The sequence below is a fragment of the Vaginella massiliensis genome, from assembly GCF_900089075.1.
Classification (GTDB): domain Bacteria; phylum Bacteroidota; class Bacteroidia; order Flavobacteriales; family Weeksellaceae; genus Weeksella; species Weeksella massiliensis_A.
In genome coordinates, this window is the sequence record NZ_LT593746.1 from 598,720 (window position 1) to 621,593 (window position 22,874).

20 protein-coding genes are annotated in these 22,874 nt (G+C 39.3%); 9 read left to right on the forward strand and 11 right to left on the reverse strand.

Features of this window, described 5'->3' with window-relative positions; genetic code table 11:
* Nucleotides 1-12: 12 nt before the first annotated feature.
* Complete coding sequence (locus tag BN8061_RS04045; RefSeq protein ID WP_068596723.1) at nucleotides 13-1,677, reverse strand: DUF6909 family protein; 1,665 nt, start codon at nucleotides 1,675-1,677, stop codon at nucleotides 13-15.
* A 6-nt stretch (nucleotides 1,678-1,683) separates the two neighbouring features.
* A complete protein-coding gene (locus BN8061_RS04050; protein WP_068596725.1) occupies nucleotides 1,684-2,265 on the reverse strand; it encodes a DUF3109 family protein in 582 nt (193 codons plus the stop codon).
* An 80-nt stretch (nucleotides 2,266-2,345) separates the two neighbouring features.
* Between BN8061_RS04050 and BN8061_RS04055 the strand changes: the two genes are divergently transcribed.
* From BN8061_RS04055 to rsmI, 3 genes are all read left to right on the forward strand, one after another.
* Nucleotides 2,346-4,082: a 1-deoxy-D-xylulose-5-phosphate synthase gene (locus BN8061_RS04055; protein WP_262509365.1), complete on the forward strand. Its 1,737-nt coding sequence runs from the start codon at nucleotides 2,346-2,348 to the stop codon at nucleotides 4,080-4,082.
* 44 nt (nucleotides 4,083-4,126) lie between these two features.
* Nucleotides 4,127-4,627, forward strand: a complete 501-nt coding sequence (locus tag BN8061_RS04060; RefSeq protein ID WP_154662247.1) for a DUF4252 domain-containing protein — start codon at nucleotides 4,127-4,129, stop codon at nucleotides 4,625-4,627.
* A gap of 73 nt (nucleotides 4,628-4,700) precedes the next feature.
* Entirely contained in the window at nucleotides 4,701-5,378 is a 678-nt protein-coding gene (rsmI, locus tag BN8061_RS04065) for a 16S rRNA (cytidine(1402)-2'-O)-methyltransferase (protein WP_068596731.1), read from the forward strand.
* A 111-nt stretch (nucleotides 5,379-5,489) separates the two neighbouring features.
* Here the strand turns inward: rsmI and recJ are convergent, their stop codons facing one another.
* The 3 genes from recJ to BN8061_RS04080 form a co-directional block, all read right to left on the reverse strand.
* Nucleotides 5,490-7,196: a single-stranded-DNA-specific exonuclease RecJ gene (gene recJ, locus BN8061_RS04070; RefSeq protein ID WP_068596732.1), complete on the reverse strand. Its 1,707-nt coding sequence runs from the start codon at nucleotides 7,194-7,196 to the stop codon at nucleotides 5,490-5,492.
* Nucleotides 7,197-7,261: 65 nt separating this feature from the next.
* Nucleotides 7,262-8,011, reverse strand: coding sequence for a uroporphyrinogen-III synthase (locus BN8061_RS04075; RefSeq protein WP_068596734.1), 750 nt, complete (start codon nucleotides 8,009-8,011; stop codon nucleotides 7,262-7,264).
* Nucleotides 8,012-8,020: 9 nt separating this feature from the next.
* Nucleotides 8,021-8,680, reverse strand: coding sequence for a DUF4271 domain-containing protein (locus BN8061_RS04080; RefSeq protein WP_094745850.1), 660 nt, complete (start codon nucleotides 8,678-8,680; stop codon nucleotides 8,021-8,023).
* A 68-nt stretch (nucleotides 8,681-8,748) separates the two neighbouring features.
* On the opposite strand from BN8061_RS04080, the gene BN8061_RS04085 reads away from it, so the two are divergent.
* Nucleotides 8,749-9,471 (forward strand): polyprenol monophosphomannose synthase, encoded by a 723-nt coding sequence (locus tag BN8061_RS04085; protein ID WP_068596737.1) that lies wholly within the window; start codon nucleotides 8,749-8,751, stop codon nucleotides 9,469-9,471.
* Entirely contained in the window at nucleotides 9,468-9,869 is a 402-nt protein-coding gene (locus tag BN8061_RS04090) for a DUF4296 domain-containing protein (protein ID WP_068596740.1), read from the forward strand. The genes BN8061_RS04085 and BN8061_RS04090 overlap by 4 nt, the downstream gene beginning before the upstream one ends.
* A 107-nt stretch (nucleotides 9,870-9,976) precedes the next feature.
* Here BN8061_RS04090 and BN8061_RS04095 read toward each other — a convergent pair whose 3' ends face one another.
* The 3 genes from BN8061_RS04095 to BN8061_RS04105 form a co-directional block, all read right to left on the reverse strand.
* Nucleotides 9,977-11,506 carry an IS1182 family transposase gene (locus BN8061_RS04095; protein WP_068596427.1) on the reverse strand — a complete coding sequence of 510 codons (1,530 nt, stop codon included), beginning with the start codon at nucleotides 11,504-11,506 and terminating at the stop codon, nucleotides 9,977-9,979.
* 107 nt (nucleotides 11,507-11,613) lie between these two features.
* Complete coding sequence (gene der, locus BN8061_RS04100) at nucleotides 11,614-12,921, reverse strand: ribosome biogenesis GTPase Der (RefSeq protein ID WP_068596742.1); 1,308 nt, start codon at nucleotides 12,919-12,921, stop codon at nucleotides 11,614-11,616.
* 115 nt (nucleotides 12,922-13,036) lie between these two features.
* Complete coding sequence (locus BN8061_RS04105; RefSeq protein WP_068596744.1) at nucleotides 13,037-13,705, reverse strand: NAD(P)H-binding protein; 669 nt, start codon at nucleotides 13,703-13,705, stop codon at nucleotides 13,037-13,039.
* A gap of 196 nt (nucleotides 13,706-13,901) precedes the next feature.
* Between BN8061_RS04105 and BN8061_RS04110 the strand changes: the two genes are divergently transcribed.
* Nucleotides 13,902-14,819, forward strand: a complete 918-nt coding sequence (locus BN8061_RS04110) for an AEC family transporter (RefSeq protein WP_068596746.1) — start codon at nucleotides 13,902-13,904, stop codon at nucleotides 14,817-14,819.
* Between the two features lie 221 nt (nucleotides 14,820-15,040).
* The gene (gene metG, locus BN8061_RS04115; RefSeq protein WP_068597925.1) at nucleotides 15,041-17,077 is read left to right on the forward strand and encodes a methionine--tRNA ligase; all 2,037 of its coding nucleotides are present in this window, start codon (nucleotides 15,041-15,043) and stop codon (nucleotides 17,075-17,077) included.
* A gap of 70 nt (nucleotides 17,078-17,147) precedes the next feature.
* On the opposite strand, the gene BN8061_RS04120 is transcribed toward metG, so the two are convergent.
* Nucleotides 17,148-17,750, reverse strand: coding sequence for a 50S ribosomal protein L25/general stress protein Ctc (locus BN8061_RS04120; protein WP_068596748.1), 603 nt, complete (start codon nucleotides 17,748-17,750; stop codon nucleotides 17,148-17,150).
* Nucleotides 17,751-17,790: 40 nt separating this feature from the next.
* Nucleotides 17,791-18,726, reverse strand: coding sequence for a ribose-phosphate pyrophosphokinase (locus BN8061_RS04125; RefSeq protein ID WP_068596750.1), 936 nt, complete (start codon nucleotides 18,724-18,726; stop codon nucleotides 17,791-17,793).
* Between the two features lie 193 nt (nucleotides 18,727-18,919).
* Between BN8061_RS04125 and BN8061_RS04130 the strand changes: the two genes are divergently transcribed.
* The gene (locus BN8061_RS04130; RefSeq protein ID WP_068596752.1) at nucleotides 18,920-20,209 is read left to right on the forward strand and encodes an OmpA family protein; all 1,290 of its coding nucleotides are present in this window, start codon (nucleotides 18,920-18,922) and stop codon (nucleotides 20,207-20,209) included.
* A gap of 117 nt (nucleotides 20,210-20,326) precedes the next feature.
* On the opposite strand, the gene gltX is transcribed toward BN8061_RS04130, so the two are convergent.
* The gene (gltX, locus tag BN8061_RS04135) at nucleotides 20,327-21,835 is read right to left on the reverse strand and encodes a glutamate--tRNA ligase (RefSeq protein WP_068596753.1); all 1,509 of its coding nucleotides are present in this window, start codon (nucleotides 21,833-21,835) and stop codon (nucleotides 20,327-20,329) included.
* Nucleotides 21,836-21,954: 119 nt separating this feature from the next.
* Between gltX and BN8061_RS04140 the strand changes: the two genes are divergently transcribed.
* Nucleotides 21,955-22,821 (forward strand): MBL fold metallo-hydrolase, encoded by an 867-nt coding sequence (locus BN8061_RS04140; RefSeq protein WP_068596756.1) that lies wholly within the window; start codon nucleotides 21,955-21,957, stop codon nucleotides 22,819-22,821.
* Nucleotides 22,822-22,874 lie beyond the last annotated feature (53 nt).

A 22,874-nucleotide genomic window follows, 5' to 3' on the forward strand; every position in this document is an offset into this window, starting at 1 on the left:
CCGAAGGTAAATTTATTTTATGATCTTTTCTAATATTTTTTGGGTAATGAGATAGGTTGGTTTCACGCCAGTCAATCCAAGTCCGCCCGAAGCCAAGGTGCTTCCTGTTTCCAACGGATTGTCGGATGCGTAGTAAGCGTACAAAACTTTGACATCGGTATCGATATGATGACGTATTTTCGAGGCTACTTGAATCGCTTTTTGATAATGCGCTCCTTCCATTTCCAATCCAATTGCGCGCCAAGACGAATTTTTGAAGTATTCTAATACATCTTTGTTTTGCAACGATGTTCCCAAAACCGAAATCATGGTCCCTTCGTACACGCCCAAACGATTTCCTTTGAAATCCTCTGCCGACAATTCGTTGTAGAACGGATAATTGTCTGTGGTACCCTCGAAAACATGGGCTGTCGGAATCATAATATCGCCTTTTTCACCTTCCAAAATCCCAGCTTTACCCATGATAGAAATAGATTTTACATTCATTTTGAATGGAGTTTTGCTGTTTTTGTAGGGTTTCAACAATTCATCCATCGCTTCGAATGCTTGTTCGCCAAATGCATAATCCATCACAATCAAGACGTCGTTTTCTTTGTCTTTTACGTAAGAAAATGCAGTGTTGACCATGTTTACTTTGCTCAAATCTATAATTTGTACATCGATATTGGTTCCTGATTTATCTTTGATCGAAATCAAACCATTTTCTTGTGAAAAACGATTCAATTCTTCGCGCATCATCTTGTTTTTTTCTGCACTGATTTCTTTGAACAAATCCAAATCTGTCTTAGGCGAATAGGTTTGATTCAAAGCATCAAATGCAAACAAAATATTCATGACCGAATGCATGTTGGCGCTGATGATGTGCAGGTTTTTCTCTTGTAAATTGTTTTTGAGTAGCGTTTTCTTTATATCGTTTGCCCACGCTTCGCCAATCACATGATGGCCAATAGATTCGCGTAGGGTTGAGGTGAAGTTGATTTCTCGTTTTTTGACGCCATTTTCGTCTTGCTGACTCGTTTTACCCATCCAGTAGATAATTTTGAAGAATTTTTCTTTATCATTTGGCTCGCTGAAGTATTTATGAACTTCTTGCGTTTCTTCGAAGGTTCTACCCAATATTGTTGCCAAGTGCATCAGGGCGATTTCGCGATCTTTCCGATTGAGTTCGATATTGTTTATCGCAATATTTTCTATTTGTTCCCAGATGCGATGTTTGTTCAGCGATGTGTTGTTGAACGCTCGGTTGGCAATCTTGTCGGCCTCGTTGTAGAGAAAAGTTAGGTGCGTTAAAATATCGTATACCTCCGAACGACCACGCGTAATCTCGATGTTCATTTGGTCTTCATCGATTCGATAACAAAATCGACGTCTTTTTTTGGGAAGAATCGGTGTGAAAATCGAGCGGTCGTAGCCTTCGTCTGCTGTAAAGTTTACAAAAGGCGTTTCTACAATGCCGTCTGGCAAACGATCCAAAACATACATCAGACCATTCAACTCTACTTTTTCTGGATCCTTCATCGAACCGTAAATTTCTGGGTTGATCTCGTATAATAAATTTCTCAAAATCTTCCCAGGTTTCCCTGAAATTCGAAAAACGCCACGATGAAACAAGTGGCGCATAGAAATATAAATTCGCTCGATGGCGTCTGTTGATCTTCTTGCTCTTGAAATTGACATGTTCAATTATTTTTTTAGTGTTTTTCTAAATTCTTGATCGACTAACATTAATTCATCGTACCAATCCTCTCCAAACTTTCGAATTAAGGCGTCTTTGGTGAATGTTGCTACGTTTATTTTCAATTCTTTTCCTAGGGTACATGCATCCGAACAAATATTCCAAACGTGATAATTGACTGCCGTAAAATTTGAATATTTCTTAACACGCACCGGATATAGATGACACGAAATGGGTTTTTTATAATCAATTGCGCCCGCGTCGTATGCTTTTTCTATTCCGCATTTTGAGTAGCCTTTGTCATCAAAAATGAGGTACGCACACTCTTTACCATTTACGAGCGGAGTTGTCCAATCTCCATCCTCATCAATGGTATATTTCCCTTGTTGCTCAATCGATTCGATTCCTTCTTGGCGCAAGAATGGTTTTACGTCTTCGTAAATATCATCCAAAATATCCAACTCGTCGTCATCCAACGGCGCGCCTGCATCACCTTCTACACAACAAATTCCTTTGCATTTAGAAAGGTTGCAAACAAATTCTTCACTCAATAATTCCTCTGACACGAGAGTTTTTCCGATTTGGAACATTTTTCGTTTTTTTGTAATCTTCAAAGGTACGATAAATATGCGAAATAATGTAATTTTGCTTTTTACATAGCAGAAGAATTTTGTTAGAAAACATTCAATACCCAAAAGATTTACGTCAGCTTTCGATTCCAGAAATGGAATTGTTGGCACACGAACTTCGTGAATTTATTTTGGAAACGCTTTCGATAAAACCCGGGCATCTCGGGGCAAACCTCGGCGTGGTCGAATTGACGATTGCGTTGCATCATTATTACCAAACTCCAGCCGATTTGTTGGTTTGGGATGTAGGACATCAGGCTTATCCGCACAAAATTCTTACCGGGCGAAAAGATGCATTCGATACCATTCGTCAGCAAGGCGGTCTCGCTGGTTTTCCCGAGCGAAAGGAGAGCGAGTACGACACCTTTGGTGTTGGGCATTCGTCGACGTCTATTTCTGCAATTTTGGGAATGGCACGAGCGTCAAATCTGAAAAACGAAAATCGCAAACATATTGCGGTAATCGGAGACGCTTCGATCACTTCTGGTATGGCAATGGAAGCACTCAACCATCTGGGCGATACCGATTTGGATGTCACCATTATACTGAATGATAATTCGATCGGAATCGATCCTTCGATGGGCGCTCTGAAAACACATTTTGCTCATTTGGATCAACAGCGACCCAATTTTTTCGAACATTTAGGCCTGCATTTTATTGGAACTTTCGACGGACATTCTTTTACCGAATTATTAAAAGCTTTTGAGCTTGCCGATAAAATAAATGGACCTAAAATCATCCACCTGAAAACCATCAAAGGAAAAGGTTACGAAAAAGCTGAGCTCGATCAAGTAAAATGGCATGCTCCAGGGAAGTTTGACAAGCTTACTGGAGAGCTCCTCAGCGGAAATAAACAGAAAACCTATCAAGATGTTTTTGGGGAGAGCATGATCGAACTGATGCAAGAAAATCGTGCGATGGTCGCCATTACGCCTGCCATGCTTACTGGTAGCAATCTCGTCCAAGTCAGAGAAAAATTCCCCGATCGCGTGTTCGATGTGGGCATTGCCGAGCAACATTCCGTTACGTTTGCCGCTGGATTGGTGACGCAGGGCATTGTCCCGTATGTTTCGATTTATTCCACTTTTCTGCAACGGGCTTATGATCAAGTCATCCATGATGTAGCCTTACAAAATCTTGCAGTTGTTTTTTGTATCGATCGAGCTGGGATTGTTGGTTCGGATGGTGCGACACATCACGGATATTTCGACATCAGTTTTCTGAACAGTATACCGAATTTAGTGGTGAGTTCGCCAAGAAACGAAACCGACTTTAGAAATTTATTGTACACGGCTCAATTCACTTCGAGGCCTTTTGCTATTCGCTATCCGAAAAACGCAATCGATTTATCGGATAAAGCCTACAGCCCAGCATTGATGACAATCGGCAAGTCGGAAACGCTTTCGTTCGGAACCCAACTCGCAATTTGTTCAACAGGAAAACTTTCGTCACGCATTTTGGAGATCATCCGAAAAAATCAATTATCAGAACATATTCATTTAATCGATTTTGCTTTCATCAAGCCTTTAGATTTCGACGTTTTGGAGCAATTAAAATCGTTCGAATATATCCTAACTTATGAAGACGGCATAATGAATGGCGGTTTTGGAGAGGCTATACGTAAAGCAATGGCAGCGTTGAATTACCAAGGAAATGTGTTGACATTCGGTTATCCCGATAGTTTTATTCTGCATGCAACCATCGAAGAATTGGAGCAACAAATAGGGTTGGACGACGAGTCGATTTTGTTAAATATCCGACAATTTCTAAATGCTTGACGCTTGGGCATAAGAATTGCGTAGGAGAAAGAAAAACGTCGAAAATGAAAAAAATAATCTCCTTTACAATCATCAGCTGTTTGCTTTTATCGGCCTGCAGTACCGTGAATAGTATGGACGGCTTCTACGACAAATACAAAAAGCAAGGAACCTTGGTGGCAATTCCCAATTTCGCCCTGAAAGCCATAGGGAAATTTGGTGGCAATGTCGAATTTACAGAATATCTGAAGTCTTCGAAAGTTTTTGTGATGACGAATGTTACGGACGGTAAAATGAATCGCGTCATGAACGATCTGAAAGCAGGAACGAGAGGCGACCATTATTCACTACCAGTGAAATTGAAAAAAGGAAGTAAAACACTGAACGTTGCCATGCTCGAAGATAAAGACCGTGTAAAAAGCCTGGTAATGGGTGTCAGCGGTTTCAAAAGTGTTTTGGTGTTGCAATCTAAAATGGATGTTTCCAAAGAAACCTTAGAAAATGCTTTGGAAAATGTAAGCGATGATTTTGTCGAAGATCTTATCGATATTTTATCACTCAAATAAGAAATCAATTCTATTTCTAAAACCCTCCTCACAAAGCCTGAATTGTCAGGCTTTTTTCTTATATATTTGCAACATGAGCGGTAAACTAATCTTTGTCCCAACGCCTGTCGGTAACCTGAAAGACATCACCTTTCGGGCAATAGAAGTTCTGAAAGAAGTAGACCTCATACTTGCCGAAGACACCCGAACCAGCGGAATTTTGTTGAAGCATTATGAGATTGCTACTCCCATGCGTTCTTACCATATGCACAATGAGCATCAGGCGACCGACGATATCGTTAGACAATTGCGAGATGGTCAACAAATCGCGTTGATCACAGACGCTGGAACCCCAGGAATCTCAGATCCAGGCTACTTTCTAGCCAAAGCCTGTGTCGATCACAACATCTTGATCGAATGCCTGCCGGGAGCCACGGCGTTTGTCCCGGCATTAGTTGTTTCGGGTTTGCCTAATAACGAATTTTCGTTTGTCGGATTTTTACCTGTAAAAAAAGGACGAAAGACTAAATTAGAAAGTTTGCAGTCTGAAAAAAATACGATGGTTTTCTACGAATCACCGCATAAAATTTCGCGTACCATTCGCGATCTTGCCGACGTTTTGGGTAAGGATAGACGCGCCAGCCTCTCACGAGAAATTTCTAAAAAGTTCGAAGAAACCATACGCGGAACCTTGGAAGAGCTGATAAAAATTACCGAATCCCGAAACCTGAAAGGGGAGATGGTATTGGTTGTCGAAGGTGCGAAAGCATAGTTTTATTAAGTTCTAAATTGGATTCGAAAAGGTTTAATTATTAATATTTTTAAACCCTCGTATTGCATCGATTTGCTGTTTGCAATTTGCACGCTTTGGCTCCGAAAAAAATTATGGAATAAATCGTATATCTTTGATGTTCAATTGCCAAGTTGCCATGCCTTGCCAAAAATTTTCTTCTAGCGTATAGACCATGTCGAATTTGCAGCCGGCATCTATTTTTTCGAAGTGTTTCCCGAGTTTGAATCCGATTGCCGAAAATGTCATCCGATCGTTTTCTTGGTGAATTTTGCATCGTAAATGTTCGCCATCTTTGCCCATCAATCGAATATCTGAAGCAAAAACATTTCGAGTAAGGAAAGTCGGATTCATATTCTCTGGTCCAAAAGGCCCCATTTGGCGAAGAATTTTCAAAAAAGAAGAATTGATTTCTTTCAGTTTCACTTCTTTATCGATTTCAATGGTCGGAATTCGTTGTGATTCTTTGATCGTTTTTTTTACCGTTTCTTCAAAACTTTCGATAAACGCGTCGAAATTTTCCTCCTTCAACGTCAATCCAGCTGCTGCCATGTGGCCTCCAAATTTCTCGAGAAATTGCGAGTTGAGGTTGATTGCTTGGTAAACGTCAAAGCCTTTTACAGACCTTGCCGAAGCGACCAATTCGCCATCATTGCCCTTGGTAAAAACCAAAGTTGGTTTGTAATAAATATCAACTAATCTAGAGGCTACAATCCCGATTACGCCTTTGTGCCATTCAGAATGGTAAACAATTGTAGTGTAGCGTTGTTGTTGGTCTATTTTAGAAAGTTGGTTGAGTGCAGAAACGGTGATATCAGAATCCAATTCTCGACGTTCGTTGTTGAGTTTGGTGATTTGATTGAGGTATTTTACCGCCTCGTGTTCGTCCTCGCTCAACATGAGCCGAACCGCATTGGAAGCGTGTTGAATTCTACCAGCCGCATTGATTTTTGGTGCGATGCTAAAAACTAAATTCGACACGTTGAGATTTCCTTTGATGTTGTCTGGAATCATTTTCTGGAAACCTGGTCTGGGCGAAGTGTTGATTCGGTTCAGTCCAAAATGACACAAAATTCTATTTTCACCTGTAATCGGCACGATATCGGCGGCAATGCTCACAGCCAAAAGATCGAGCATTGGCTCTAAGGTTGCAAACGGAATGTTGTTGCTCGTTGCAAAGGCTTGCATCAATTTGAATCCGACTCCACAACCAGAGAGCTCTTTGTATGGGTATTGACAATCTTCTCTTTTTGGGTCTAAAACCGCAATTGCTTCGGGTATTTCTGCACCAGGAAGGTGGTGATCGCAAATGATGTAATCGATATTTTTTTTCTGGGCATATTCTATTTTATCCAATGCTTTTATACCACAATCCAACGCTATTATAAGCGAAATGTCGTTGTCGTGAGCAAAATCTATGCTTTGGAAAGAAATGCCGTAACCTTCTTCGTAGCGGTCTGGAATATAAAAACTTATGTTCTGATAGTGTTGAATAAGAAATTGAAAAACTAAGGTAACAGCAGTGGTACCGTCTACATCGTAATCGCCGTAAATTAGAATTTTTTCTTCTTTCGCTATAGCCCGATTGATTCTTTCGACAGCCTGATCCATATCTTTCATCAGAAAAGGATCGTGCAACTCATCTAATGACGGTCTGAAAAAAGCTTTTGCCTGATCGAACGTTTGGATCCCTCGTTGCAACAACACCACAGCCAAAGCCTCGGGAACATTTATTTGCTCCTGCAGGCGTTCAATATCTTCTTGGGCGGGTTGTGCTTCAATTATCCAACGATTGTTCATGGCGGTAATATAAATTTATAAGTAGGTAAAGATAAGAAACTGTATAGTACAAAAAAAGGGAAATTTTATTTCCCTTTGTTTACTTGCTTCACATATTTATCGAGTGCCATGGTCATCGATGGTGTTTCTTTGGTTGGCACTTCAATGTCGATCCTCAGACCGCATTCTTTTGCCATGTCTACCGTCGATTTTCCAAAGGCAGCAATGCGCGTGCTATCTTGTTTGAAATTTGGAAAATTTTCGAACAACGATTTTATTCCAGACGGTGTAAAGAAAACCAATATGTCGTATTTCACATCTTCCAAATCAGACAAATCGCTCGAAACTGTACGGAAAAGGATTGCTTTTTGCCAATCTAATTTCAGCGTGTTCAAGGTATTCGGAATGTCATCTTTCATCACATCCGAACATGGCAATAGAAAATGTTCTTCTTTATGTTTTTTGAATAACGGAATCAAATCTTTGAAAACTTTTTCTCCGATGTAAATCTTCCGTTTGCGGTAGACGATATATTTTTGTAAATAAAACGCAATGGCTTCCGATTCGCAGAAATATTTCATCGAGTCGGGAACAGTATAACGCAATTCTTCTGCTAATCTGAAGAAGTGGTCGATGGCATTACGACTTGTGAAAATTACTGCCGTGATTCTCGAAAAGTCGATTTTCTGTTGTCTTACATCCTTGGCATCTACCCCTTTCACCTGAATAAAAGGCCTAAAATCGATTTTGATTTTGTTGCTCTTCTCGATTTCATAGTAAGGAGAAGACTCGCTCTGAGGCTTTGGTTGTGAAACTAATATAGATTTAACTCTCATTATAGAATTTTAGATTACTTTACCCATCAGTAATAATTTGATTAAAACCATAATCGGTAAAATTTCCAGTGTGCAAAGGTACAAAATATTATGATACCAATTTTCGTAAAAATTGCCCGCTGTTGAAAAATATCGATTATACAGCTCCCATAAGCGATTAGCAATTAATATAATAGCAGATGCAATGATGATGTAACCTTTGTTGATCGGACTGTAAAAGAATAAAAAACAGATGATAAGTAAGGCTAAAACATTTCTTGCATTGATATAACTCGAGTTCCCAAAGAAATTATTAAATTCTTCTTCTGCATAAAAGGCTTTGTTATACGCAATTTCCATTGCGGTTTTTACCAACATGATCACGGCAATTAGACCAAAAACCAACCAAAATTTTGCAAACGGTCGACTGACTTGGAATAGGTTGACATCAAAAAAATGGACCACCATCAAAGTTGACAGTACTAAGGTAAGTAAATAGACCAGAAAACCGAACACAACATTCTCGTCTTGCAGGCTCAAGTATTCTATGCGATTGGTAAGCGCCTTGAACTTTGATGCAAATAACAGTTTGCCCACGCAGATCATCGCAATACATCCCATGAGTGTATACAGCACCCAATCGGGCGTAGGGGCAAAACGGGCAATTGGGGTAAGCTCTAGTAATATCATAATCTTTTGCAAAAATAAAAAAAGAAGTCAAGTAATGCGTATCTTTGACTCTTCAAATTTTATAGCCAATGTCTAAAAGTTTGGTGATTATACCAACCTACAACGAAAAAGAAAATATTGAAGCGATTGTACGTGCTGTGATAGCACTCGATGAACGTTTCGATATCTTGGTTGTAGACGACAATTCTCCAGACAAAACGGCCGAAATCGTAAAACAATTACAATACGCCTTTTCAGACCAACTATTTCTATCCGTTAGAAATACAAAAGATGGTTTGGGTAGAGCGTATGTACACGGATTCAAATGGGGACTAGCTCACCATTACGACTATATTTTCGAGATGGATGCCGATTTCTCCCATAATCCAAACGATTTGCCAAAACTGAAGGCCGCTTTGGATCATGGTGCAAGTGTGGCGATAGGTTCGCGGTACCTTACAGGAGTAAACGTAGTCAATTGGCCCATGAATCGCGTTTTGATGTCTTATTTTGCTTCGATATATGTGAAAATCATCACCGGTTTACCGATCCACGACAGCACCGCTGGGTTTGTAGGCTACAAGGCTCAGGTCTTAGAGACGCTCGATTTAGACAAAATCCGTTTCAGGGGATATGGTTTTCAAATCGAAATGAAATATAAATCTTGGGTAAAAAAATTCAAGTTGCAAGAAGTGCCCATCATCTTTACCAATCGCGTTTTGGGCGAATCTAAAATCAGTGCCAACATTATGGGCGAAGCGGTTTTTGGTGTCATCGCATTGCGAATAAGCAAAATATTAGGAAAACTATGAGGACTTTCTATTTATTTCTCGGGTTGATATTGTGTTGGAGTTGTGAGAAAGCCAATCTCCCAAAACCAGAAAATGCTATAAGCAAAAGTAAAATGGTTGAATTGTTGGCCGATTTGTATCTGCAACAAAGTCTGACACAAAACGAAGTCGCCAACCAATCGATAGAGGAATATGCAAAAAGTGCTTGGTCGGTTTTACAAAAACACGAAGTAAGCTACGAACAATTCGAATCGAGTTATAAATATTATTGTTCAGACCCAGCGATCATGAATGATTTACTGAGCGATGCAAAAGATAAATTGGTGAGCATGCTTTCGCCCGAAGCTCAGAAACTGCGAGACGAAAAAATCAAAGAACAAAAAGCGCAAGAAGAAGCCATGAAAAAAAATATGCAATAGAAGCCGTCTCGTTTATAAAATCGGGACGGTTTTTTTATGATTAAAAAATTGAGGTCAAAAACCAACTCAATTTAATAATTTAGAAAAAGATGAGTTATTATTCTTGTTTACGCACTCATCTTTTTCAGATTATGAGCTAAAGCATGCAATCCGAACTCTAATTCCACTTTTTCAATTCCTTTTAGGGTAAATCTTTTGAAGTTTCGGTTGTGTTTGAGTTGGGCAAATGTAGGTTCGACATCAGCAGTTCTTTGTTTTCTTCTTATTTCTCCGATATCGGATGTGAGAAGTTCTCTTGCTTTTTGTTTGTGGTATTCTAATTTATGGTTCCTTTCTACTGTCCTGTTGTTTTTCCCCTTGAAGCACTGGCTTCTGAGCGGACATCCATTGCAGTTTTTAGCGCTATAACAACTATAGGTTTGCTTATATCCTGACTTTGTTTGGACTTTTCGCTCACCGCGCTTTTCCATACGTTGTCCCATCGGGCATACATAAAAATCTTGCGCTTCATTATAATAGAGTGAGTCTCGTTCAAAGGGTTTGGGATTTTTTCTTTTCTTTGATTTACCTTGTTCTTGGTCAAAGGTGTTGAACTTTACAAAGGCTTTGATTGCTTTGTCCTCCAAAAGTTCGTAATTTTCTTCACTTCCGTATCCTGCATCTGCGGTGAGTTCTTCGGGAAGCTCATTGTAGAGTTTTTTATGGTTTTCTAAATGAGGTTTTAAAGTATGAATGTCGTTGGTGTCTTGATGTAAGGTATAGTTGACGATGATTTGGTTTTCGGTGCTGATTTGTGCATTGTAGCCGGGTTTTAATTGTCCGTTCTGCATGTGGTCGTCCTTCATGCGCATAAAGGTCGCATCGGGATCGGTTTTGCTGTAGGAGTTGCGTTCTTGTAGTAACTTTTCTTGTTCTTGGTATTTCTTTAAGTTTGGCGCAAAATTCTTTTGGATGTAACGGGATTTGGCTTTTTTCTTTGGATCGTCAGACTTTTCTTTTAGGATTCGGTTGATTTTATCTGCGGCTTGTTGGACTTTTTCAGGATCAAGTTTTTTGAACTCCGGTGGCTCGGGATCTTGGTCTTCTTCATCAGCAACGCACTGCGCGTATTGCCACATATCCTCTAATTGTTTGATCATTTTCTCCCGATTGGTCTTGATGGAATTTCCCCAGACAAAGGTGTATCTTCCAGCTACCGATTCTATTTTGGTGCCGTCTGTATAAACTCGTTTGAGACTCACTAATTTTTCTTCTGCCAAAAGCAATACCACTTGTTTGAAGATGTCTTTGAATACGGCTTTTAACTTATTGCTTCGAAATCGGGCTATCGTATTATGGTCGATGCTTTCTCTACCAGAAAGCCACATAAAGTTTATGTTCTCATTGAGGGCTTTTTCGATCTTTCTACTGGAATAAATATTGTCCATATAAGCGTAAACCATCACTTTGAGCATCATTTTAGGATGATAACTAGGATGACCTTCCCGACTGTAAGTTTCTAAAAGAGGTTTTAAGTCTATCTTCTCAACTACGTTGTTTACGATTCTTACTGGATGATTAGTCGGAATTAATTCTTCTATCGAAGGTGGAAATAACCAGTTTTGGGATTGGTTATATTCTTTAATTCTATAGTTCATTTCGCTGAAAATTAAGTAGTTAAATATAGTGAATTCTATATTAATCACCTAATAATCAATCCATTATTTATATAAAAAAACCGCCTCAGTTGTGAGACGGCTTCGTTTTATTTTTTTCTGAAATAAATCTCAATAGGCACCCCAGAAAAGTCAAACTCTTTTCGCAAATGATTTTCGATAAAGCGCTTATAAGGCTCTCGAATGTATTGCGGCAGATTTGCAAAGAACGCAAACTGTGGCGTTCTGGTAGGCAATTGCGTTACGTATTTTATTTTGATGTATTTCCCTTTGTAAGCTGGCGGAGGGGTAATCTCGATCAACGGCAACATCATCTCGTTCAGTTTGCTTGTTTTTATTCGTCGATTACGGTTCTCATTTACCCGCATAAAAGTTTCGATCGCTTTGTGAATACGTTGTTTTTCTAAAGCAGATATAAAGAGAATTGGCACATCGGTAAAGGGTGCGATTTTGTTTTTTACCATTTGTTCGAAATCGCGCATGGTGTTGGTTTCTTTTTCGACCAAATCCCATTTGTTGATCAGAATTACCACGCCTTTTCGGTTGCGTTCTGCGAGATACAAAATATTCAAATCTTGTGACTCAATTCCTCGCACGGCATCGACCACCAATACACAAACATCACATTCTTCGATGGTTCTTACGGCACGCATCACCGAATAAAATTCCAAGTCTTCAGAAACTTTTCCTTTTTTACGCAAACCAGCCGTGTCTACCAAAACAAATTCATGACCGAATTTGTTGTACAAGGTTTCAATCGAATCGCGGGTTGTCCCTGCAATGTCGGTTACAATGTTTCGCTCTTCGCCCAACAAGGCATTGATCAACGTAGATTTACCAGCATTGGGTCTACCCACGATGGCAATTCTTGGTAAACCTTCGAACGGATCTACATACTCTCGCGTTTCGAAACTGTTGACCACGTCATCCAACAGGTCTCCTGTTCCGCTACCACTCATGGCAGCAATGGTGTACAATTTTTCGAAGCCGAGGTTGTAAAACTCGTACGAATCTTCTAAATTTTTGTTGGTATCAACCTTATTTACAACCAAAAATGTAGGCTTTTTGGTGCGTCTCAAAAGATTGCCAACCTCCTTATCCATATCCGTCAATCCAACTTGATTATCTACCACAAACAAAATTACATTTGCTTCGTCTACAGCTAATTCAACTTGTTTACGAATTTCTTCTTCAAAGGTATCATCAGACCCTACGACATACCCACCAGTATCGATTACGCTAAATTCAACACCATTCCAATCGGTTTTACCGTAATGACGATCTCGCGTTACACCCGAAACATCATCTACAATAGCTTGGCGTTTTTGCACCAAACGATTGAACAGCGTAGATTTACCAACGTTTGGTCTTCCTACAATTGCTACTATATTAGACATGCTGCAAAGGTAAGTTATTCGATTCTAATATAAAGTATGCGCCGTGTGATTTTACGATTTTTTTATGGATTTTTGTAGGATGAATTCCGCTTTGAGGTCTAACTTTTCTAAAGTTTTATTGGATTTTTGTTTTATTTTTTTCTAATAAAAAACCTTCGATTTCGGTGGCTTCTACAAAATGATTTCCAGGCAAGTTTTTTTGTGCAGCCAAAAGCATGGCTTGTGCCAAACGAAAGGTGGGCAATGGTTGTTGACTTTTCAATAAGCCTAATCGGTTGAGGAATTGCAAAACTTTTACCGAAAGGTTTTCTAACCTCCGATCAGATTCGGGGCGAATAAGCACCGGCGAGCGAAATATGACACACTGTTCGTAATGCAATTTTTGGACCGCTTTTTCCAACTGTCCTTTCATTTTGGTATAAAAGAAAAACGAGTTGGCGTTGGCGTTGCTCGATGAGACCAAGACATATTTTGGCACGGCATTTTCTCGGGCAATGCGAGCAAAATTGTATTGATAGTCGTAATCTACTTCCCATTGCTTTTTCTTGCTTCCGGCGTCTTTCAGCGTGGTGCCCAAGGCAGAAAACAAAACATCACCTACGACCAAGTGTCGCCATTGTTCGGGCGTAGCAAAATCTATGCAATGCACGCTAAGTTTTGGATGAGCGACAAAGGTGTTTTTCCTCACAAAAATAGTTACCGAAGAAAACGCAGCATGCGCCAAAAGTTGTGAAACCAATTCTTTTCCTGTAGCTCCCGAAGCTCCAATGACCAAGGCTTTCATTTTTTTTAGGATTAAAAACTTGGTACGGAAGTTACGTGATTATACAATATCGGATGAAATATTTTCTAGTTTTTTCTGACTAAAAATCTAGATGCGCTATTTTTTTTGATGAATTGTAAGATAAATCATACGTGAGATTGACTTCATATTCCTGATGATCAACGTATCTTTGTTTCCTCATTTTTTTTAATAAATTATGTCGAGCATTATCCTTTTGTTTTTATGTTTATTGATTGGTGTGCTGATTAAAAAAATTCCTCAATTTCCATACAACACCCATATTGTTCTCAACCAATTTATTCTTTTTATTTCTTTGCCAGCGATGGCGTTGTATTATTTGCCCGAGGTGAAATTGGGTTGGGATTTGCTGTTTCCGGCAGGTGTTGCTTGGATCGCTTTTGGATTAGCATTCGTTATATTTTACGGTTTAGGAAAAGCTTTCGGATGGTCCAAATCTCTGATTGGTTGTATGATCCTCACCGCTGGCTTAGGAAATACTTCTTTTGTCGGAATTCCGGTAATAGAGGCAATGTACGGAGCTGAAGGAATCAAAACACTTATCATTGTCGATTTGCCCGGGACGTTTGTAGTGTTGAGTACACTGGGCATCATTACCGCTGCGGCTTTTTCTAGGCATTCGAGTAACCTGAAATCCATTTTGTTGCAAGTTTTCAGGTTTCCTGCTTTCCTTGCCTTTTTGGTCGGAATAAGCATGGCAGCGTTCAATTTGCATTTTTCGGATTCTTTGCAAGACGTATTTGGAAAACTAGCAGCTACAGTTTCGCCCATTGCATTGGTTTCTGTTGGTTTTCAATTGAATATCAACAAACGAAGTAAACATTGGGGATTTTTGACCTTAGGATTGTTGTATCAACTCGTTTTGTTGCCCATCGTAATTTTTGTTCTTTATGTATTGATTTTTAAACAAAGCGGATTACCCATCAAAGTTTCCATTGTCGAAGCGGCTATGGCACCCATGATCACCGCTGCAATTGTGGCCGGGCAATACGGACTGAAGCCTAAATTGGCCAACATGATGATCGGGATTGGCATACCAATTTCGTTTGTGACGCTTACTATTTGGTACTTTTTCTTAGAATGGTTTTTTGCTTAAATTATTTTCGTTTCGATTTTTTAAAACCGAACAACGAAAACAAAATCAGTAAAACTACCGCCATGACAAGAAGCCAGTAGTATTGATCAAAAAAACTGTTGATTTGTTGAGCGACTATCTCTTCTGGTGTGGTAGATAAAAAGATCATGGAAAATTATATTAAAAAAGCATGGCTAAAAAAGTCATGGTTCATTGTATCTTTGCAAAACTATTTTTTATTTATGGGTAAAACAAATCGTTATACAATTACTGCAGCGTTACCATACGCCAACGGTCCTTTGCATATTGGGCATATGGCAGGCGTGTATGTACCAGCTGATATTTTTGCTCGCTACCTCAGGAGAAAAGGAGAGGATGTAGCTTTTATTGGCGGTTCTGATGAACACGGAATTCCGATTACAATTCGAGCCAAAAACGAAGGGGTTACACCACAAGATATTGTGGACAAATACCACCAAAATATCCAATCTACTTTAGAAAATTTCGGTATTACGTTCGACATTTATTCGCGTACAACCTCTGCTAAACACCGAGAAGTTGCACAAGATTTTTTCAAAAATCTTTACGATAACGGAAAGTTTACAGAAGAGATTACCGAGCAATATTACGACGAGGAGGCGAACGAATTTTTGGCAGATCGTTACATCAGAGGAGAATGTCCAAAATGTGGCAATCCAGACGCTTACGGTGACCAATGCGAAAAATGCGGCTCGACCCTGAGTCCAGAAGAATTGATCAACCCTCGTTCGGCTTTGTCGGGAAACACGCCCATAAAAAAAGAAACCAAAAACTGGTATTTGCCTTTGGGCCAATACCAAGATTTTCTGAAAGAATGGATTTTGGACGGGCATAAAGATGATTGGAAACCAAATGTATACGGACAAGTAAAATCGTGGTTGGACGATGGTCTAAAACCTCGGGCAATGACGCGTGATTTGAATTGGGGAATTCCGGTTCCTGTAGAAGGCGCAGCGGGCAAAGTGATGTACGTTTGGTTCGACGCCCCGATTGGTTACATTTCGTTTACGCAAGAATGGGCAGCGAAAAACGGAAAAGATTGGAAAGATTATTGGCAAAATCCCGAAACCAAATTGGTTCACTTTATTGGTAAAGACAACATCGTTTTCCACTGCATTATTTTCCCAACCATGATGAAGGCGCATGGCGACTACATCATGCCAAACAATGTGCCAGCAAACGAATTTTTGAACTTAGAAGGCGATAAAATTTCTACCTCGAGAAATTGGGCGGTTTGGGCACACCAATATTTAGAAGACTTCCCAGGGCAAGCTGATACCTTGCGCTATGTACTCACAGCCAATATGCCAGAGAACAAAGACAACAATTTTACCTGGAGAGATTTCCAATCCAAGAACAACTCAGAATTGGTCGGAATTTTAGGAAACTTCATCAACCGCGTGATGGTGTTAACCCATAAATACTACGATGGCATAATTCCTACCAAAATCAAAGAATTCGATGAAGTGAGCCAAATCAAGGAATTCGCAAAACGCATTGGGCAATACATCGAGCAATACGAGTTTCGTGCAGCTTTAGCAGAATATATGAATTTAGCGCGATTAGGAAATCAATTTTTACAAACGCAAGAACCTTGGAAGAAAGGAGACGACCCAGAAGCGGTGAAAGGTATAATGAATGCTGCAGCCCAAATCGCAGTTGCTTTGGGGCAATTGGGCGAGCCATTTTTACCCTTTGCATCGGAGAAAATGTTGAAAATGATGAAGGTAGAAAAAGCCGATTGGAATACATTAGAAACGGCTGATGAATTCGTTGCAGAAGGACATCAGTTTGGCGAGTCTGAATTGATTTTTGGTAAAATCGAAGACGATGCCGTAGCCATACAAACCAATAAATTACAAGAAAGCAAAATAAGAAATAACATGACAAACCCAAATGCCGAGCTACAAAAAGAATTAATCTTGTTTGATGATTTTCAGAAAATGGATATCCGCATTGGAACCATTTTGGAGGCAAAAAAAGTAGAAAAAGCAGACAAATTATTCGAGTTGAAAGTAGATACCGGAATCGATATCCGTACCATAGTTTCTGGTATTGCAGAGCATTTTACGCTAGAAGAAGTTGTCGGAAAGCAAGCGACCGTTTTGGTCAATTTGGCTCCTCGAAAAATAAGAGGTATAGAATCGCATGGGATGCTGTTGTTTGCAGACAAAGCCGACGGGAAATTAACATTCGTAAATCCAGAAGAAGAAACACCAAACGGTGTACAGGTCGGGTAAATTAAGAGATTAATTATCAAAAAAAGCCACTTCATGCGAAGTGGCTTTTTTATGTGGTAAAAAGTATTGGTTAAGCTTCTGCAGCTTCTTCGCTACCTTCTTCTTCATCATCTGTATCAGCAACAGCGTTACGAGAAGTTTTGATGGCAACCACTACCGCATTGTCTGGATGAGCAAAGGTGTAATTATCATTTTTCAACGATTCTACATATTTTTTATGTCCAATACGCATAGAAGTGATGTCGATTACGATTTCGTCTGGCAAGTTAGCAGGAACTGCTTTTACAGCAAGTTTGCGCATGTTGAAACGTAAAACCCCACCATTAACAACACCACGAGCACGACCAACCAAACGCACAGGCACTTCGATGGTTACAGCTTTGTCTGGGTTCAACTGATAGAAGTCTGCATGTAAGATGCGGTCAGTTACAGGGTGAAACTGAATGTCTTGTAAAATGGTTTCAACCTTAGTTCCGTCTTCTAGCTCAACATTTACAATGTGTGCTTCTGGCGTGTAAACTAACCCTTTGAAAGCTTTCTCTGGAGCTGCAAAGTGAATAGGTTCTTTGTCACCATAAACAACACAAGGTACTTGTTCAGCATTACGTAAGTTACGTGTAGATGTTTTACCTACGCTTTCTCTTTTTACACCTTGAATTGTGATAGATTTCATAAAATATATACTAAAAATTAATTTTTCTTGTCAAAATCAATTAGATGATAAATTTGGAACTAATTGATTTGTTGCTATGTACCATGTGCATCACATCGGCAAAAAGCGGTGCGCAAGATAATACTTTTATTTTAGATACCGAAGTGTTTTTTAATGGAATTGAGTCGGTTACCAAAACTTCGTCCAATTTAGAGTTTTCAATTCGCTCATATGCTGGTCCAGAAAGCACCGCGTGTGTTGCAATGGCACGCACACTTTTGGCTCCTTTTTCCATAATCAAATCTGCTGCTTTTACAATTGTGCCAGCAGTATCGATCATATCATCGACCAAAATGACATTTTTACCTTCTACATCCCCGATCAGCATCATGCTTTCGACCTGATTGGCAACTTTTCTTTCTTTATGGCAGATCACAATATCGGCATTGAAGTGTTTGGCATAGTTTTGCGCCCTTTTCGCACCACCCATATCTGGAGAAGCAATCGTAAGATTCTCGAGTTCTAATCCTCTAATGTGTTCTACAAACAAGGTTGAACCGTACAAATGATCGACAGGGATTTCGAAAAAGCCTTGGATTTGATCGGCGTGTAAATCCATGGTCATAACACGCGTTGCACCCGCAGTCATAATCATTTTGGCTACTAGTTTTGCGCCAATAGGAACCCTCGGAGCGTCTTTTCGATCTTGACGAGCGTATCCAAAATAAGGAATCACCACCGTAATGTTTTTGGCAGAAGCTCTTTTTGCGGCATCTATCATTAATAGAAGCTCCATTAAGTTATCACTCGGCTGGAAAGTAGAACCGATTAAAAATACCCTAGCGCCACGAATCGACTGTTCGAAGGCTGGTTGATATTCTCCATCGCTAAATTCAACAACTTTTAGTTTTCCTAATTCTTGCCCATAATGTTGAGCGATTCTTTCAGCTAAAACTTGAGATCCACGAGTAGTGAAAAGAAATGCAGATTGTTCCATTGGTGTTTTTTTGTTTTTGTGGTTACAAAGCTACTTTAAATCGTGAAAAAATTATAATGATTAATTTATTTATTTTGGCATGGGGTTTGATTAATGAGATAACTCATGCTTAACGTAAATTTTAACATTTTTACTTTTTTTGCTTAAATATCATTATTAAATTTGCATAATAATTAATTAAAATAAGAAATCTATGAAAAAAGTAGTATTGTCATTATCACTACTAGGATTGTTTTCGGCTGTTAATGCACAAGAGGTGTATTCTACAGAAGAGGCAACAGACGCAACAAGAGTTTCGGATTATAACAAATGGTCTATCGAGTTACAAGGAGGTGCAAACAAAGCAACAACGCCTTTTACAGACGGTTACTTTAACGAAACACCTAGTTTTTATAACGCTAATTTCGGTATCCGATACATGTTCAACCCGAAATTTGGTTTAAAACTTTCTGGAGGATATGATCGTTTGAAAGAAGGGAAAGGATCAGAACGTTTCCGTTCTAATTTCTACCGCGTTGACTTATCTGGAGTTGCAAACTTAGGACGCATCATGAACTTTGAAGATTGGACTAACACTATTGGATTGTTAGGACACGCTGGTGTTGGTTACGGTTTCATGAACAATGATGCAACAAAGGGTGATACTTCAGGTCTTTTAGATGATCAAGACGAAATGGGATTGGTTTCTGTTGGTGTTACTCCACAACTTAAATTAGGAGAGCGCGTGGCATTGACAGGAGATTTGACTTGTTCTAAAACCATTCGTCAAAATACAGCGTGGGATGGTCAATCATCTGATGCACACGCAAGAAGAGGTTTTGATGGAACACTATGGAATGCGACCTTAGGTCTTACATTCTACTTAGGTAAAAATGATATCCACGCTGACTGGGTAGCGGATGATACTTCTTTGTTAGAAGAACGTGTAGCAGCTATCGAAGCAATGTTGGTTGATAGCGATGGCGATGGTGTGGCAGATTACTTAGATCAAGAGCCAAATTCTGCTCCAGGTGCTGTAGTAGATACTAGAGGTAGAACAATCGACCACAACGGTAATGGAATTCCAGATGATATCGAAGAATACATCAAAAACAACTACGGTGGAAACACCACAACTGTTTTAGGTGATTCGGATATATTAGAGCAATTGATAAACAGTGGAATCATCAATGTTTATTTTGATTACGATTCGTCTACTCCTTACCAAGCTTCTGTTGGTGGAATTAAATTCGTAAGCGAATACATGAAAAAGAATCCGAATGCACAAATTGAAGTTATCGGATATGCTGACCCTGTAGGAGGCGATGCTTACAACAAAGCATTGTCACAAAGACGTGCAGATGCCGTTAAAAACATCTTGATTCAACAAGGTGCAAACGCTTCTAACTTGTCAACAGTAGCTATGGGTGAAGATAAATCTTTCCAAAACTCAACAGTTTCTGCTCATCAATTAGCAAGACGTGTAATCTTTAGAATCAAATAATTTCATTCTAAATAGAAAATTAAAAGTGTCCTTCATGGACACTTTTTTTATGGTATAAAAAACATCCCAAACAGATTTCTATTTGGGATGTTTGTATGTTATAATATTCGGTTTAATCTAAGATTGAGCGTTTATCAAACTTTTTATTCTTTTTGTCGTTTCTTCTCGACCAATGAGTTCCATAATCACCGGAATATCTGGTCCTTGTAAAGCGCCTACCAAAGCCAATCGCAGTGGCATTCCAATTTTTCCAAAGCCAATTTCTTTTGTGTCTACAAACGTTTGCATCGCTTGGTGTAGAGCATCGGCCGTGAAATCAGTTTCTTGCAGAAGTGCCGAAAAGTCTTCCAAAATTTCTTTTGAATCATCTTTCCATGCTTTTTTCACTGCTTTTTCGTCATAAGTTGACGGAGCTTCGAAAAAGAATTTACCTTGTTCTGCGATATCTTTTACAAAATTTGCACGCTCTTTCAACAATTCAATTACCTTCAAACTCAGCTCGTCATTAGCTTCTAATCCAAAAGTTTGTAAAATTGTGTTGAACTCTGGTAACAAATCATTTGTCCTTTTTTGTTGAATGTATTGATGATTAAACCAAATAGATTTTTCTGGAGAAAATCGTGCTCCCGATTTTGAAACTTTTTCCAAACTGAATTGTGCGATCATTTCATCCATCGTCAGGATTTCTTGATCATTCCCCGGATTCCATCCTAATAAAGCCAACATATTGAGCACAGCTTCTGGCAAATAACCTTCTTCGCGATAGCCTTTAGATAGTCCTTCGTCTGTTTTCCATTCCAACGGAAACACAGGAAATCCATGTTTGTCACCGTCGCGTTTGCTCAGTTTTCCTTTTCCTTCGGGTTTTAGAATCAAGGGTAGGTGAGCAAATCTGGGCGCTTCCCAATCAAAAGCTTCGTACAACAATTCGTGCAAAGCCATCGATGGTAACCATTCTTCTCCTCGAATCACATGGGTGACTTCCATCAAATGATCATCTACAATGTTTGCCAAATGATAGGTAGGCATGCCGTCTGATTTGAAAAGTACTTTGTCGTCTAAAGTGTTGGTGTCAATGGTGATTTTACCTCGAATCAAATCATCGAGTAAGATGGTGCGATCTTTTTCTATTTTGAATCTGATCACGTAAGGCGTTCCTTTTTCGATCAACGATTGCACCTCGTTTTCTGGTAAAGAAAGTGAGTTTTTCAACTGATTGCGAGTCGACCAATTGTAGATAAAGGGTTCTTTGGCGTCTTCGCCTTTTGCTCGTAAGTCGTCCAATTCTTCTGCCGTGTCGAACGCATAGTAAGCTTTGCCCTTGGCAACCAATTCTTCGATGTGTTTTTGATATATTGTTTTGCGCTCAGATTGTTTGTACGAGCCATAATTTCCTCCAAATCCCACACCTTCGTCTGGAATCAAATTTAGCCATTTCAACGATTCGATGATATAATCTTCGGCGCCTTCTACAAATCGTGTTTGATCTGTGTCTTCTATACGCAAAATGAATTTTCCGTTGTGATGCTTGGCAAATAAATAGTTGAACAAAGCGGTTCTTACTCCACCGATATGCAATGGTCCTGTCGGACTGGGAGCGAATCTTACGCGAACTTCTTTTGACATTTTATATTAAATTTCAACAAAATTAAGACCTTATCATTAGATTTTGTAACTATTGTCATAATATTCTTTCTATTCCTCATATTTTAATAATTTAGTAAAAGATAAAAAACGATACAATCATGAAACTTTATAGCATAGAAACTGGAAATTTTAAACTCGACGGCGGCGCAATGTTTGGTATAGTACCCAAATCTATTTGGAACAAAACCAATCCTGCAGACGAACGTAATATGATCGAACTCGCCATGCGTTGCCTGTTGATCGAAGATGGTGATCGACTTATACTAATCGATACCGGAATTGGAAACAAACAAGACGAAAAATTTTTCAGTTTTTATTACTTGTATGGTGAGCATAGCCTCGATCTTTCTTTAGCAAAACACGGATTTCATCGAGACGATATCACCGATGTTTTTCTTACGCACTTGCATTTCGATCATTGTGGAGGAGCAATACAATACAACAAAACCAAAGCATATCTCGAGCCTTCTTTCAAAAATGCCAAATTTTGGTCAAATGCCAATCATTGGGATTGGGCCGTGAATCCCAACCCTCGAGAAAAAGCCTCCTTTCTCAAAGAAAATATTTTACCAATGCAAGAAAGCGGACAATTGCAGATGCTCGATTTACCCATGAACTCGAACCGAATCACCGATACAGCATTAGGATTCGACGTATTGTTTGTCGATGGGCATACCGAAAAACAAATGTTGCCCATCATCACTTACAAAGGAAAAAAAATTGTTTACGTTGCCGATCTTATTCCGACTGTTGGGCATATTCCGTTGATTTATGTCATCGGATTTGACACCAGACCATTGATTACGGTAAAAGAAAAAGCAAAATTCTTAACCGAAGCCGTCGAAAACGACTACTATTTGTTTTTTGAACACGATGCCCATCACGAGTTGGCAACCTTGCAAACGACCGAAAAAGGAGTTCGATTGAAAACAACCTTCCGATTCAATGAAGTATTCGGAGAATAAAAATATTTTTCACTTACAAAGAGAGTTCGTCAGAGGCGAACAAAAAATACTTA